This window comes from Burkholderia territorii, assembly GCF_902833055.1.
GTDB lineage: Bacteria > Pseudomonadota > Gammaproteobacteria > Burkholderiales > Burkholderiaceae > Burkholderia > Burkholderia territorii.
On the sequence record NZ_CADFEJ010000001.1, the window covers coordinates 264,827 to 279,175 of the forward strand.

Sequence of the window (14,349 nt, forward strand, 5' to 3'; positions counted from 1 at the left end):
AATATAGAATCGATTGATTGCCTGGTCAATTTCTGCCGCATCTGGAATTGTTGCAGCCGTAACAGAAGATTGCGGGCGGGAAAATTGATCGCGATCAGCCCGGCAAAGGGCAGGGCTCAAGTTTTTTGCAGGCAAACCGTAATCCAGAGTGCCGCGGACCGATTGCCGCGGCACTTTTTTCCGCTCACGTCCCGTCATGAACCTGAACGCCCTGTTTTCCCGCTTCTCGATCCGCACGCGGATTTTTTCCACGCTCGGCCTCGTCGCCGCGCTGCTCGTCGTCTCGGGCCTGATCGGCCTGACCGGCATGCAGAGCTCGAACCGTGCGCTCGACGAGGCCTATACGCGCCAGCTGGCCGCGAAGACCGCGCTGTCGGCCGCGAGCCTGAACCTGACGATCGTGCGCACCACACTCGATCGCGCGCTGCTGCATCCCGAGGCGCCGGAAGTGCCCGATCTCGTCACCAAGGCCGAAAACTATCTGGCGAAGGCCGACGCCGCGTGGCGCACCTACGCGGCGATGCCGCACGACGGCGACGAAGGCCCGCTCGCGACGCGGCTCGACGCCGCGCGCCAGGCGCTGATCGGACAGGCGTTGAAGCCGTTGATCGACGCGATCCGTGCCGGACATCGCGACGATGCCGACCGGCTGCTGATGACGGTCGCGCCGCCGCTGTCGGTCGCGCTCACGCAGGCGACCGATGCACTCGACGCGTACCAGGCCGCGCGCGGCAAGGAGGTCTACGACACCGCGCAGACGTATTACGGCTGGATGCGCGCGGGCGCGATCGCCGGCATTGCGTTCGGTCTCGCCGCGTGCCTCGGCTGCGCGATCGGCCTGCATTTCGCGATCACGCAGCCGGTGAACCGTCTGCTGTCGCATTTCCGCCGCCTGTCGGACGGCGACCTGACGTCGGAAGTGCGCTGGTCGTCGCGCGACGAGATGGCCGAGCTGGTCAAGGGCGTGACGGGCATGCAGCGCAGCCTCGCCGATACGGTGCGCCAGGTCACGCAGGGCTCCGAAGCGATCTCGACGGCCACGCACCAGATCGCGGCCGGCAACACCGACCTGTCGCAGCGCACCGAGGAGCAGGCGTCGGCATTGCAGCAGACGGCCGCGAGCATGGAACAGCTGACGGCGACCGTGAAGCAGAACGCCGATCACGCGGTGGAGGCGCAGGCGTGCGCGGACGACGCGAGCCAGATCGCGACGCGCGGCGCGGCGGTCGTCGGCGAAGTGATCGGCACGATGAACGAGATCGACCAGAGCTCGCAGAAGGTGGCCGACATCATCGGCACGATCGAGGGCATCGCGTTCCAGACGAACATCCTGGCGCTGAATGCGGCGGTCGAAGCCGCGCGCGCGGGCGAGCAGGGTCGCGGCTTCGCCGTGGTCGCGGGTGAAGTGCGCACGCTCGCGCAGCGCTCGGCGTCGGCCGCGAAGGAGATCCGCACGCTGATCGGCGAATCGGTCGAGCGCGTCGCGACGGGTTCGCGGCTGGTCGGCGTGGCCGGCGCGACGATGCAGGACATCCAGCAGGCGATCGGCCGCGTGACGGGCATCATGACCGAGATCGCGGCCGCGTCGAACGAGCAGCGCGACGGGATCGAGCAGGTGAACCGCGCGGTGTCGCAGATGGACCAGGTGTCGCAGCAGAACGCGGCGCTGGTCGAGCAGGCGGCGGCCGCCGCCGCGTCGCTCGAGGAGCAGGCCGACGGGCTGCGCCGGGCGGTGGGCGCGTTTCGCGTCGCGTGACGTGCGGCGCGGGCGGGGCGCTGGGTTGCGCGCGCCCGCCGGCCGAGCGTCGCGTCAGCCGTTCGTGAGCTGCGCGGCCGAGCGCGCCGACGCGACGAGCAGCAGCTTCATCGTCGCGCGCGTCGCGCCGACGAACAGCTTGCGGGCCGCGCGCGCATCGAGCGTGTCGAAATCGATCTCGGTGAGGATCACGCACGGTGCGGACTGCCCCTTGAAGCGATAGATCGAATCGAGCAGCACCTCGCCTTCGCGATATTCAGGGTTGCCGAACAGATCGTATTTGCCCGTGAAGCGCTTGACCCGATGCGGGCCGAGCTGGTCGAGCCGCGCGAGCGCCGAGCTTTCGCGTCCGCGATACGACAGCACCGCGATGTCCTGCTTGCGGAAGCCGAGCGACAGCGCGTGCGTGATCGCGCGCTTGGTCGCATCGATGCACGCGTCGGCGAGCGCGTCGCCCGATGCGCCGTCTTCCCCGTATGACGACACCGACGGATCCGAGCCATCGAACGGGCTGCCGGAACACAGCTCGGCCGCGAGCGGCTCGACGCGGCCGACGACGTCGCGCACGAAATCGAGCAGGTCGCGCGGGCTGCGGTAATTCGTCAGCGCCTTCAGCGTGACCCAGCCGGGCAGCGCGACGGGCTCGCGCAGATAAAGGTTCTGCAGCGGATCTTCCAGCCACCACCATGCACCGTCCGGCGCCAGCAGGCGCTCCAGCGCGGCCGCCCATGGCGCGTGGAAATCCTGTCCTTCGTCGACGATCAGCACATCGAAGCGCCAGCGTTCCGGAACCGGCGTTTCCGCGAAACGCGCCTCGAGCCGCTCGAACGCGCCGGGCACGTCGAAGTCGGGCGTATAGCCGCCGTCGCGGGCCACCCAGTCGCACAGCTGATGGTAGTTCGCGATCTTCGCGCCGGGCGGCGCGATGCGCGCGATGTAGTCGGCGAGCGGCCGGTTGAAGCACACGTAAAGCACGCGCTTGCCGGCCGCGACCGCGTCGCGCATCGCCTGCACGGCAAGCTGGGTCTTGCCCGAACCCGCGGTGCCCGTCACGCGCAAGCGGAACGGCGTGAACTCGAGCTGGCGCGCCCACGCGGCGAGCCCGCCCGACAGCCGCGTGACGAGCGTGCCGGCCTGCCCGACGAGCGCGCTCGTGTCGGGCGTGAGCGCGAGTTCGTCCGCGAGGAAATGATGCAGCTTCGCTGCGTTCGGCAACGGCTCGTCATGCTCGGGCAGGATCTGCAGGATCACCTGCGCGAGCTGCGCCTTGCGCGATGCGTCGACGATGCGGTCGGCCGCGACGCCGGCGATCGCCGTCTCGCGGATCGAGTAGTCGGGGCAGTACAGCAGCGCCTCGACGCCGTAGACGCCCGCGCCGAGCGCGGCGGTCAGGCGCCGGTGCAGCGTCTCCTGCGTGCGCGCGAGCTGGATCGGGACGTTGCGCTCCTTCTGCAGGTACACCTTCACGAGCCCCTTCGGCGTTTCGCGCAGGAAGCCGGCCTTCTGCTCGATCAGCAGCACGCGGCCGGCCGGGCTCACGACGACGAATGCCGCTTCGCCGAACACCGAGAAGCCCTGGTCGGCACGCGTCCAGTGCACGCCGTGATAGACGGTGTAGCCGTCCGGCAACGCGTGTTCGAGGGCCGCGAGCGTCTCGCGCTCGCGTTCGGCCGCACCGGTGGCGGCGAGGCTTTTCCAGTCGTCGGGAATGAGGCGGGCCATGAAGTCGGGCGGCGCAGGCCGTCGTGAACGAGGTTCGGCCATTGTACCGAGGAACCTGTTCACGGCCGCCGTGCGGCCGGCGCGCCGGCCATGCGAAGGCGCGGCGCGTGCGTGCGGAAATTACCCGCGTGCGAGCCGCTTCGCGAGATCGGCGCTGAGGATCGCCATGCGTGCGGGTTTTTCGTAGCAGACGACGTCGAACGCGCGGATCACTTCGCTGATGTCCGCTTCGCTCGCGCGGCCCGTGAGCAGGTCGCCCGTCAGCACGAAGATCGGCGCGCCCGGATTGTCGGACGTGCGCACCGCCTTGATCGCGGTGGCGGCCGTGCTGTCGTCGAACAGCCATTCGGTGACCACCGCGTCGAACGCCTGGCCCTGCAGCGCGTCGACGAACGGCGTGAGGCCGTCGAATGCGGCCGTCGCGAAACCCTGTCGCTCGAGATAGCGGCACAGCTCGGTCGCGCTGACGCGATCCGGATCGATTACCGCGACGACGAGCTTGTCGCTTTCCGCGCGGCGCGGATAGATCTCGATCTTGTGCACGTCGTACGCGTTCTGGTACAGCACGCCCGTATGGCGCAGCACGCGCCAGCGGCCGTTCTGCTCGTACGCGACGAATTCGGGGCGCGCACCGGCTTCGAGCGGAGCGCCGATCCAGGCGGTGCATGGAATCTCGGCGACACCGGCGTACAGGACGGCCTCCTGCGAATAGGCGCCGACCATGCCGGGGTCGAGCGTCTGCGCGCCGAACAATTGAGCGGCGGGCTCGCCGTACGCTTCGGCGACCTTCTTGATTTGCGCGAGCGTCCAGGGGCTGCTGCCGCGCAGTTTGCGGTGACCCTGCGAAAAGCTCAGGTCGAGGATGCGGCACAGCTCGGTGGTTTGCTGGCGCTTGCCGATGCCGTTGCGAGTCATCAACTCGCGCACGCGCTCGGCAACCGCGAGGGAATCCGTGGTGATTGCTTCAGTGGTCATGCTACGGGAACGGATCGTGACGTTCAGAACGACGCCTTGCGGCAGTCTCGGCGGACAGTCTCGACGACGTCCAGGGGGCGAGCCGACCGGCCACGCGCGGAAAAGATAACTTTACCGCAAAACGACGGCCATTCCATGTCGCGAAAGGTGCGTTTCTGTGAAAGGTGTGTCACGACGTTACGCCTGCTGCGGCGGCGTGTGCGGCGCGCCGCCGGCCCGTTCGCAACCTTCAGGCGCGGATCGTGCCGGGCGGGTGCGCGATTGCTCGTCGGGCGGCACGTAATTGCGCCGCGATGCCGACGAAATGCACCACGGCAGGGCGCATTCGGCGTTGGGGGCGCGGCATCGTGTCGCCGTGGCGGCGACAAATTTTTACAGGACGTCGTGCGTCGGGCCCGCAAAGCCGCATCCTGTAGTGGATCGTCTGGACGGTTTACTCTAATAAAACCGATGCTGCCCCGTTTCGGCAGCGGGTGTGAATGCGCCGGACGCCCATGCTACGATTTCCCCCGTCTCAAAATAGTGTTGAAGCAATGCAGAAGAAATTTGTGATGCGCGGGTACGAGATGAACTGCGAGCCGCGCGTGACGGAAGACGGCAAATATGCCGCGCAGGTCGAGGTCACGAAGCTGGGTTTCAGCCGCGAGGCGGCATTCCGCAAGCTGGGCGAATTCGATACCGAAGCCGAAGCCGTCGCCTATGCGAAAAAATTCTCCGAGGAGTGGCTGAGCCGCTACGCATAGCGCGTAGTCTGCCCGTGCAATGCGGGCAGCGGCCGGCACGTGCACGCACGCCGACGCGTGCCGGGACGCCGCGCCGACGGCGTCGTTCCGGTCCGCAACGTTTTCCTCGATACGTGCCGCATGCGGGCTCACCGCACGCGGCACGCGATGTCGTTTGAATTGCCGCGGCGTCAGGTTTGCGGCTGCGCGCCCTGCATCGCGTCCGCCGCCGCTGCCACCAACGACGGTGGCGCGGCCTGCGCTTCGTCGGAGTCACGGCTGCGCCGGCGCGGATCCGCGCGCGTGCGCCCGCGGCTGCCTGAACCGAACGCATCGAGCAGCGTGCGCCCTCGCGGCGTCAGATGCACGCGGCGATGTCCGTCCGCGCGATGTTCCAGCATGATCAATTGCCGCTCGAGCAGCGCGTCGATTTCGGCACGGGTCGTGTCCAGCTGATCCGGCGCATGACGGATCAGCATCAAGGTCGCGAATTCGTGTGGACTCAGCATGGTCGTCTCTCATGGTCAATGCATCGGGCACACGGCAACACCACGCGCGACGAACCGGTGCGCGATCGTGCCGCGGCCGGCGTGGGCGATAACGCATCGAAACACGCAGCGCGCGAATCGCGGCTGCGTTGAGCGACACCTAAAATAGGTCAGGCGATGCAAATTTCAAGGGGCCATTCGACACGCGACGAATGGAGGTTTCATGGATCTCTTCGACTTCGTGAACGAGCAGATGGAAGCCGTCCGGCTGCCGCTCTATGCGGTGACGGTGACGGCCGCCGCACGCGCCAATACGCCGTTGATCGCGATCCTGCACTGGCACGGCTTTCTGCGTGAAACACCGCTGGCGCTGCCCGGCGTCGCGTTGCCGCGGCGGCCGGTTCCCGGCAGCGCAATCCAGTTCGCGCTGCCGTGGCATGCGCTCGAGTCCATCGACGAAACGCTGCTGGATGCCGCATGGCGGCTCGGCGCGTGGGAGCTGGAGCGCGTCGAGCGGCGCGGCTGCAACACGATCGGCGCGTCGGCCGGCGAAGCGCTTGCGTGCCGCCAGGCATTCGGCGATTACGACGGCGGCCCGTCTGCAGGCTGTCATCTCGTCGACGGCGCACCGGATCGTGATGAGCTGATGCGCTTGGCCGCCCGCAACGGGTACGCAAGATGGCTGTTTCGCCCGGTCAAGGGCGGGCTCTTGCGCATGCTGGACGAGCGCGACGACACGCTCGACGCCGATGGCGGCCGGCAGCCGCCGTGTCCCGTTTTGCCGCGGCCGGCCGGACACCGTTCGGCGCGCACGCTTTACCGTCTGGGCGCCATTCGCGGCATCCTGATGCGTTGAAACATTTTGTTACAAACGCGTTTTCTTCTGCCCCTTGAAGCGCGCATCGGCGCCACTATTTCGCTTTTCGCCAAACGATGGCACGGCCGCGCAGCTGCCTCGCAAGTGCCTGCGCCGCCGGATTCCCTTATTCAGGTGATCTTATCGCTCAGGAGATGAAAATGCAGATTCGTCCCCTCTACGACCGGGTTATCGTCAAGCGAATCGAACAGCAGCGGACGACAGCCTCCGGCATCGTGATCCCGGACTCCGCCGCGGAAAAGCCCGAACAGGGCGAAGTCATCGCGGTCGGCAGCGGCCGGCTGCTCCAGGACGGCTCGCAGCGCCCGCTGCAGCTCAAGGTCGGCGACCAGGTTCTCTTCGGCAAGTATGCAGGCCAGACCGTCAAGGTGGACGGCGAGGAACTGCTCGTGATGCGCGAAGAGGACGTCATGGGCGTACTCGAACCCGAATCGCAGCCCGCCAGGAAGGCGGCCTGACATCCGATTCGACCGCGCGGCACCGGCGTGGGCCGGTGGGCGCGGAATTCCGTTCAACGACTTCATCCGGAGCAATCGAAATGGCTGCAAAAGACGTGAAATTCAGCGACGGCGCGCGTAGCCGGATCGTCAAGGGCGTGAACGTCCTGGCCGATGCCGTGAAGGTGACGCTCGGGCCGAAGGGCCGCAACGTGGTGATCGAGCGCAGCTTCGGCGCACCCGTCATCACCAAGGACGGCGTATCCGTCGCGAAGGAAATCGAGCTGAAGGAGCGCTTCGAGAACATGGGCGCGCAGATCGTCAAGCAGGTCGCGTCGAAAACCGCCGACGTGGCCGGCGACGGTACGACGACGGCCACCGTGCTCGCGCAGGCGATCGTGCAGGAAGGCATGAAGCATGTCGCGGCCGGCATGAATCCGATGGACCTGAAGCGCGGCATCGACAAGGCCGTCGGCGCGGTGCTCGACGAACTGCGCAAGCTGTCGCGACCGATCTCGACCCACAAGGAAATCGCGCAGGTCGGCGCCATTTCCGCGAACTCGGACGACGCGATCGGCAAGATCATCGCCGACGCGATGGAGAAGGTCGGCAAGGAAGGCGTGATCACGGTCGAGGACGGCAAGTCGCTCGACAACGAACTCGACGTGGTCGAAGGCATGCAGTTCGATCGCGGCTACGTGAGCCCGTACTTCATCAACGATCCTGACAAGCAGGCCGCGTATCTCGACGACGCGCTGATCCTGCTGCACGACAAGAAGATCTCGAGCATTCGCGACCTGCTGCCGATTCTCGAGGCTGCGTCGAAGGCCGGCAAGCCGCTCCTGATCATCGCGGAAGATGTGGAGGGCGAAGCGCTCGCGACGCTCGTCGTGAACGCGATGCGCGGGATCCTGAAGGTCGCAGCCGTCAAGGCTCCGGGCTTCGGCGACCGGCGCAAGGCGATGCTCGAGGACATCGCGATCCTGACCGGCGCGACGGTCATTTCCGAAGAAACCGGCAAGCAGCTCGACAAGGCCACGCTCGACGATCTCGGCCGCGCGAAACGCGTCGAGGTTCGCAAGGACGACACGATCATCATCGACGGCGCGGGCGACGCGGCACGCATCGACGCACGCGTGAAGTCGATTCGCGTGCAGATCGACGAAGCGACGAGCGACTACGATCGCGAGAAGCTGCAGGAACGCGTCGCGAAACTCGCGGGCGGTGTCGCGGTGATCAAGGTCGGCGCGGTTACCGAAGTCGAAATGAAGGAAAAGAAAGACCGTGTCGACGATGCGCTGCATGCGACGCGCGCGGCGGTCGAGGAAGGGATCGTGCCCGGCGGCGGGGTCGCGTTGCTGCGCGCACGCGCGGCGTTGTCGGGCCTCAAGGGGGCGAACGCCGACCAGGACGCCGGCATCCGGATCGTGCTGCGCGCGCTCGAGGCGCCGCTGCGCGTGATCGTGTCGAACGCCGGGGAAGAGCCGTCGGTCGTGATCGCGAAGGTGCTCGAAGGCAAAGGCAACTTCGGCTACAACGCGGCGACCGGCGAGTACGGCGATCTCGTCGAGGCCGGCGTGGTCGACCCGACCAAGGTCACGCGTACCGCGCTGCAGAACGCCGCATCGATCGCGGGCCTCGTGCTGACGACGGATGCGACCATCGCCGAAGCGCCGAAGGAAGAAAGCGCCGCGCCGGCCGCGTCGCCGGAACTCGGCTACTGATCCGCACCGCAGGCGACGCCTGCGACGATCGATCCGCCGCTGGCCGGAGCGGCACTGTGCGGCGCGCGCGACAGTGGGGACGCGCGCGCCGTTTTTCTCGTGGTTGGCGATAGATCATGAAACTCGAACTGCTGATCGATTCCAGGCGACTGGAGATCGAGATCGACGACGTGGTGGCCGGGCTGCTCGCGGCGCGGCTCGGGCTCGCGCCGGACGGCGACCATCGCGATGCGATCGCCCGTTACCTCGGCGAGGCAGCGGCGCCGTGGACGCTCGACGACGACCATATGCGCAAGCGCGTGATGCGCCGGCTGATTCTCGATGTCGCCGATCCGGCGCTCGTGATCCAGTATCTGATGGACGATCAACCCGATGCCTGCGATGCAGGCGCGTGACGCGCGCCCGCGTCGCAGGAGGCGCGGCTATCGCTTCGCCGGCGCGTCGGCCTGGTCGCGCGCGAGATAGGTGCGCACCACGCCCGCCATGTTGTGCTCCAGCCATGCGGCCATCGCCTGTTCCTCGGGCAGGATCCGCTCGCAGATTTCCATCGTCTCGCGGTCGCCGACGAATCGCGCGGCCTCGATCAGGTTGCGATACGCGGCGATCTCGAAGTGCTCGAACGTGTAGCCGGCCATCGCGCCCTTGACGATCTCGTCGGTCGCGAACGCGCCGGCCAGACCCTGCACCCATGCCATCGTCTTCGCGCCGACGTCCTTCATCGTCGACACCGAGCCGCCGCGCCGCTCGATGCACGTGCGCAGCAATCGGGCCTGTTCGCGCGTTTCCTCGATGTGTTGCTCGATGCGCCGCTTCAGATCCGGGTAGTGATCGATCCGGCCGGCCATTGACGTGAGCATCGTCTCGGCCTGTTCCTCCATCGCGTGCGCGTCGCGCAGCCAGTCCATCAGGTGTTCATCGCCTGCAGTCGTATCAACGGTCATTGCGTTCTCCATTCGGGGGCGAAAAGGCGCCGGGCGCCGCGAACGGGCACCCCGCGGTAACGTTCATGCGCGATCCGGCTTGCCGGCGGCGCCGTCCTGCGGGACCGGCGAGCCGCTGCCGAGCTCGGCGCCGGTCACCGGATCGCTGTCCGGATCCGACGCGAGCCGCTGCGCCATCGCGTCGATCGCATCCGCCTGGCGTTGCTCCAGCATGCCTTCCGGAATGCCCGTGCCGCCGTCGACGGCCGGCTCGGCCGGACGGATCTCGAGGTCGCCGCCGTGGTTCCACGGGCCGACCAGCGGTTGCGCGTCCGGCTGCATCCGGAAATACACGCGGTCATAAGGCTCGACCGGCGCAAGCTTGCCCGGCGGGAAGTTGTCGGTGATCGCGTACAGCGCCTTCTCGAACGACTTCTGGTGCGAGACCTCGCGCGTCATCAGGAAGCCGAGCGCGTCGCGGATGCCCGGATCGTCGGTCACGTTGATCAGCCGCTCGTAGATGATCTTCGCGCGCGCTTCGGCCGCGATGTTCGAGCGCAGGTCGGCCGTCGGTTCGCCGATCGTATCGATGTACGCGGCCGACCACGGCACGCCGCCCGAATTCATGAGCGGCGAACCGGCGCCGTACAGCAGCTGCGTCACGTGGCTGTCGTTGCCCGCGCCGTGCAGCTTGCGATAGAGCTCGGCCTGTTCGTCGACCGCTTCGGCGAGTTCGCCCTTCGCGCCGCGGTTCAGCATGGCGACCAGCGAGCCGATCACTTCCAGGTGGCTCAGCTCCTCGGTCGCGATGTCGAACAGCATGTCCTTGCGGCCCGGATCTTCCTCGGTAATCGCCTGCGTGAAGTAGCGCATCGCGGCGGCGAGTTCGCCCTGCGGTCCGCCGAACTGTTCGAGCAGCAGGTTGGCGAGCCCGGGGTTCGGTGCGTCGACCCGCACCGTGTATTGAAGCCTCGTGTTGTGAATGAACATGGAATCTCCATAGAAGTGGTCGCGCGACGTTCGCGCTGTCGAACCAGCACGAAGCGATCCCGCGCGCCGCGGCCGGCGTCGCGCGCGCTTCGATTGCCCGGGCACGCGCGATGCTCGGCGCTCCGGGCGGCACGTTCGGGGGTTGCGCCGTCCGGCGACGCAAGCCGCGTGCGTCGGGCAGCCAGGGGCGCCGCGACGACTTTCGACTTCGGAGACGACATGCAGATGGACAATGATTCACGTGGCGGGGAGCCGGGGCGGCAAGGTGCCGGTTCGGCCGAAGCGAACCCGGACGGGCATCCGGTGACGCGGGCATTCGAACGGTTCGCGTCGGGCGTGACCGCATGGGCCGGCTCGCCCGTCGCGTTCGGCTCGGCGGTGGCGATCACGGTCTTGTGGCTCGCGTGCGGGCCGATCTTTCACTACTCGGATGCGTGGCAGCTCGTGATCAATACCGGCACGACGATCGTCACCTTCCTGATGGTGTTCCTGCTGCAGCGTAATCAGAACCGCGACAGCGTCGCGCTGCATCTGAAACTCGACGAACTCGTCGCGGCGACGCGCTCCGCGAGCGATCAGCTGATCGGCATCGAGGATGCGTCGGAGGAAGAGCTGCGCCGTCTTGCGAAGGCGTATCTCGAACTCGCGAAGCGCGCGGCCATCGACGGCCGCGCGGCGGCATGCGACGAACCCGACGCGGCGGACGAGCCGAGCGGCGTCTCGTGACCGGCGGCACACGCTGCCGGCCTTACAAACGGTTGTCATTTGGATTGCATCGGCCGTGCCGCGCGCGACGCCGATCTTTCGACGGAGGGCGGATGGCGACGCTCGACAGGAACGCGCTGACGGAGCGCACCGCGACCGGCATGCGCGACGTGTTCGCCGGTAGAAGACGCGCGCCGCGCGCGGCGCTGCTGTTCGCGGGACCGGCGATCGTCGCGTCGGTCGCGTACATGGATCCCGGCAATTTCGCGACCAACATCCGCGCCGGCGCGCAGTTCGGTTACACGCTGCTGTGGGTCGTGTTGCTGGCGAACGTCATCGCGATGCTGTTCCAGGCGCTGTCGGCGAAACTCGGCATCGCGACCGGCCGCAACCTCGCGGAACTCTGCCGCATGCATTTTCCGCCGCCGGTGGTCGTCGGCATGTGGGCCGCGAGCGAGCTGGCCGCGATGGCGACCGAACTCGCGGAATTTCTCGGCGGCGCGATTGCGCTCGCGCTGCTGTTCAAGCTGCCGACGCTCGCCGGGATGGGCGTGATGGCCGTCGTGACGTACGGCATTCTGCTGGCCGACCGCAACGGCTTCCGGCCGATGGAGATCGCGATCGGCGTGCTCGTCGGTGTGATCGGCCTTTGCTATCTCGCAGAGATGTTCATCGCGCCCGTCGCGTGGGCCGAGGTCGGGCTGCACGCGGTCGTGCCAGGGTGGCCGCGCGGCGAGGCGCTGACGATCTCCGTCGGCATCGTCGGCGCGACGATCATGCCGCACGCGCTGTATCTGCATTCCGGGCTCACGCAGCGACGCGTGGCGGGGCTCGATACGGAGCAGCGCCGGATGATGGTGCGTTTTTCCAATTGGGAAGTCGTTGTTGCATTGTCCGTTGCCGGCGCCGTCAACATGGCGATGGTCGTGATGGCGAGCGCGGCGTTTCACGCCGGCTATCGCGACGTCGCCGAAATCGCCACTGCGTACCGGACGCTGACGCCGTTGCTCGGCGCGGCCGCAGCCACCTGCTTCCTCGTGTCGTTGATGAGCGCCGGCATATCGAGCTCCGTCGTCGGCACGATGGCCGGGCAGATGATCATGGAGGGATTCGTCGGCTTCCGGATTCCGGTGTGGCTGCGCCGGCTCGTTACGATGGTGCCGGCATTCTTCGTCATCGGACTCGGCGTCGATTCCACGCAGGCGCTCGTGATCAGCCAGGTCGTCTTGTCGTTCGTGTTACCGGTGCCGATGCTCGCGCTGGTTTACTTCACCGGCCGCCGGGACATCATGGGCACGTTCGCGAACGGACGCGCGACGCGCTGGGCCGCCATCGGCTCGATGGCCGTCGTTTGTATGCTGAATGTCATCTTGCTCGCGCGGCAATTGCCGCAGTGATGGCGTAATTTCGCGCTAACCGAATAATGGTTTGGGAAATTCGAATAACCGGGTGGAAAATATTGCGTATCGAAAATCGGGGGATAAGTCCTTTTTACCGCGGTATGTGAAAAACAATGAAGCAGGCCCGCATTGGTCGGCGGGCCCGTTCATTCACCGCGCTTTCAGCATTTCATCGGCGAGGCGATACGCGCCGAGCGCGCGTTTGGATTCGTAGTCGGCGATCGCCGATACGTTACGGCCGGCGTCTCGCGACAGCAGCCCCTGCAGCGCCGCCGCAGCGAAGAAATCGCGCAGCGCGGGCATCGGCTGCTCCGATTCCGGCGGGGCCGCGACCACGGGGTCCGGCTTCCAGAAGACCGGCGATGGCGGGGCGGCCTTGTGTACCGAGGCGGTTTTTTTGGCGCTCACATCCTGGGACAACGACATCATTTCTTCCCCTTCGATCAGGTGTCAGTTGGCTAAGCTGGATAGGTCCTCGTATACACGGCGAGCAGCTTGGTTTTTTATGTCTTGAGAAGTACTAACGACAGATCGACGCGAATATTCTCCGGTAATGCTCAATCCGTCAAAAGAAAAAAATTAATTCCGGCATTTCTGGGGGGGAGCATGATTTGTTCCCGGGCAGGATGAGAGCGCGGTGCTCACGTATAAATCGATATCGATGATATGTCGGTGCGCGTGACGTTGCAGTGACGCGCGCAAATGTGCGATGGCGCACTGAACGCAGGCTGGTTTTCGATGTGGGTAAGCATCGGCGATTGAATGGCGCGCCGGCGTATTACGTCCGCATTACCGCGACCATTCATTCATCGCCGCGCATTCGCTCGCGTTATGCCGGCATGTACGTGAACGGTTCGCCGTCCTCGCGCTCGACGGACAGCAGCCGCTTCAATTGATCGAGCGCGAACAACTGCTTGCCGTCCGCCGCCGCTTCGTCGATCGCGGCATCCACGAGTTTTCTCGCTCGCGCGAGAATCACCGAGCGCTGACGCGCGATCTCGAGCACCATGCGCTGCTCGATGTTCTGGCGGGTCGATTGCCTGTCGCTGAGATGACGCCAGCGGTCGCGAAGCTCCGCCCACGTAACGCGCTGAAATTCCGGAATCGCGCGCGGGAGCGTGCCGGCTTCTGCGGGCGCCGGCTGCGCACGCAATGCACAGCGCAGTGCTGCGCGGGCGCGCCATTCGTCGGAAAACGGCGCATACACGTCGCGCGTGCGGCCGATCGGATTCGCGCGTTCGACCTCCTTGTCCAGCAGATAGCCGAGCCGCCGCAGCGCGGAGCCATGCGCGAGCATGTCAGGATCGAGCACGCGGATCCGGCGCGACGCATCCGCGACGTGCGCCTTCAGCTCCCAGAGCGTCAGGCGAAGATGCTGGACTTCCAGTATCAGGCGCTGGACGTCCGCGTAAGTGCACTTCGTCCACCATTCGGTGAGGTCGTTCAGCTTCGGGGGATCGAATGGGGGGAGGATCATTTTGACTGCGGAGACACTGTATGGATATACAGTTTAGCGCGCGGTAACATAGCGCCGTCAAGGCGAAAAAATGGGGACGGCCGATCGGCAAAAACGACCGGCGGCGCGGCCGCGGCCGGGCCGTTCGTCGATTGTCCGTACGTTCGCGCGCCCCGC

General features: G+C 66.5%; 15 protein-coding genes. 8 read left to right on the top strand and 7 right to left on the bottom strand.

Annotation, left to right across the window (positions count from 1 at the left end; genetic code table 11):
* Positions 1-196 precede the first annotated feature (196 nt).
* Positions 197-1,756, top strand: a complete 1,560-nt coding sequence (locus HW466_RS01180; RefSeq protein ID WP_059451103.1) for a methyl-accepting chemotaxis protein — start codon at positions 197-199, stop codon at positions 1,754-1,756.
* A 54-nt stretch (positions 1,757-1,810) separates the two neighbouring features.
* Here the strand turns inward: HW466_RS01180 and HW466_RS01185 are convergent, their stop codons facing one another.
* Both HW466_RS01185 and HW466_RS01190 read right to left on the bottom strand, forming a co-directional pair.
* Positions 1,811-3,478: an ATP-binding domain-containing protein gene (locus HW466_RS01185; protein WP_151005324.1), complete on the bottom strand. Its 1,668-nt coding sequence runs from the start codon at positions 3,476-3,478 to the stop codon at positions 1,811-1,813.
* 120 nt (positions 3,479-3,598) lie between these two features.
* Positions 3,599-4,453, bottom strand: coding sequence for a helix-turn-helix domain-containing protein (locus HW466_RS01190; protein WP_059451105.1), 855 nt, complete (start codon positions 4,451-4,453; stop codon positions 3,599-3,601).
* A 533-nt stretch (positions 4,454-4,986) separates the two neighbouring features.
* On the opposite strand from HW466_RS01190, the gene HW466_RS01195 reads away from it, so the two are divergent.
* Positions 4,987-5,196 (top strand): hypothetical protein, encoded by a 210-nt coding sequence (locus HW466_RS01195; protein ID WP_006759801.1) that lies wholly within the window; start codon positions 4,987-4,989, stop codon positions 5,194-5,196.
* A 170-nt stretch (positions 5,197-5,366) separates the two neighbouring features.
* Here the strand turns inward: HW466_RS01195 and HW466_RS31775 are convergent, their stop codons facing one another.
* Positions 5,367-5,684, bottom strand: a complete 318-nt coding sequence (locus HW466_RS31775; RefSeq protein ID WP_230940460.1) for a hypothetical protein — start codon at positions 5,682-5,684, stop codon at positions 5,367-5,369.
* Positions 5,685-5,886: 202 nt separating this feature from the next.
* Between HW466_RS31775 and HW466_RS01205 the strand changes: the two genes are divergently transcribed.
* From HW466_RS01205 to HW466_RS01220, 4 genes are all read left to right on the top strand, one after another.
* Entirely contained in the window at positions 5,887-6,519 is a 633-nt protein-coding gene (locus HW466_RS01205; protein WP_151005322.1) for a diguanylate cyclase, read from the top strand.
* A 161-nt stretch (positions 6,520-6,680) separates the two neighbouring features.
* The gene (locus HW466_RS01210) at positions 6,681-6,998 is read left to right on the top strand and encodes a co-chaperone GroES (protein WP_059451108.1); all 318 of its coding nucleotides are present in this window, start codon (positions 6,681-6,683) and stop codon (positions 6,996-6,998) included.
* Positions 6,999-7,078: 80 nt separating this feature from the next.
* Positions 7,079-8,701, top strand: a complete 1,623-nt coding sequence (gene groL, locus HW466_RS01215) for a chaperonin GroEL (protein WP_059507626.1) — start codon at positions 7,079-7,081, stop codon at positions 8,699-8,701.
* Between the two features lie 116 nt (positions 8,702-8,817).
* Positions 8,818-9,096 carry a hypothetical protein gene (locus tag HW466_RS01220; RefSeq protein ID WP_059774164.1) on the top strand — a complete coding sequence of 93 codons (279 nt, stop codon included), beginning with the start codon at positions 8,818-8,820 and terminating at the stop codon, positions 9,094-9,096.
* Between the two features lie 27 nt (positions 9,097-9,123).
* Here the strand turns inward: HW466_RS01220 and HW466_RS01225 are convergent, their stop codons facing one another.
* Both HW466_RS01225 and HW466_RS01230 read right to left on the bottom strand, forming a co-directional pair.
* Entirely contained in the window at positions 9,124-9,642 is a 519-nt protein-coding gene (locus HW466_RS01225) for a ferritin-like domain-containing protein (protein WP_059451111.1), read from the bottom strand.
* Positions 9,643-9,705: 63 nt separating this feature from the next.
* A complete protein-coding gene (locus tag HW466_RS01230; RefSeq protein ID WP_059507624.1) occupies positions 9,706-10,611 on the bottom strand; it encodes a manganese catalase family protein in 906 nt (301 codons plus the stop codon).
* A gap of 219 nt (positions 10,612-10,830) precedes the next feature.
* Between HW466_RS01230 and HW466_RS01235 the strand changes: the two genes are divergently transcribed.
* A complete protein-coding gene (locus HW466_RS01235) occupies positions 10,831-11,337 on the top strand; it encodes a low affinity iron permease family protein (RefSeq protein ID WP_059507623.1) in 507 nt (168 codons plus the stop codon).
* A 92-nt stretch (positions 11,338-11,429) separates the two neighbouring features.
* On the top strand, positions 11,430-12,713 hold the full coding sequence (locus tag HW466_RS01240) for an Nramp family divalent metal transporter (RefSeq protein ID WP_151006348.1): 1,284 nt from the start codon (positions 11,430-11,432) through the stop codon (positions 12,711-12,713).
* A 153-nt stretch (positions 12,714-12,866) separates the two neighbouring features.
* Here HW466_RS01240 and HW466_RS01245 read toward each other — a convergent pair whose 3' ends face one another.
* Complete coding sequence (locus HW466_RS01245; RefSeq protein WP_059507621.1) at positions 12,867-13,145, bottom strand: hypothetical protein; 279 nt, start codon at positions 13,143-13,145, stop codon at positions 12,867-12,869.
* Between the two features lie 400 nt (positions 13,146-13,545).
* On the bottom strand, positions 13,546-14,193 hold the full coding sequence (locus tag HW466_RS01250) for a hypothetical protein (protein ID WP_151006347.1): 648 nt from the start codon (positions 14,191-14,193) through the stop codon (positions 13,546-13,548).
* Between the last annotated feature and the right edge of the window lie 156 nt (positions 14,194-14,349).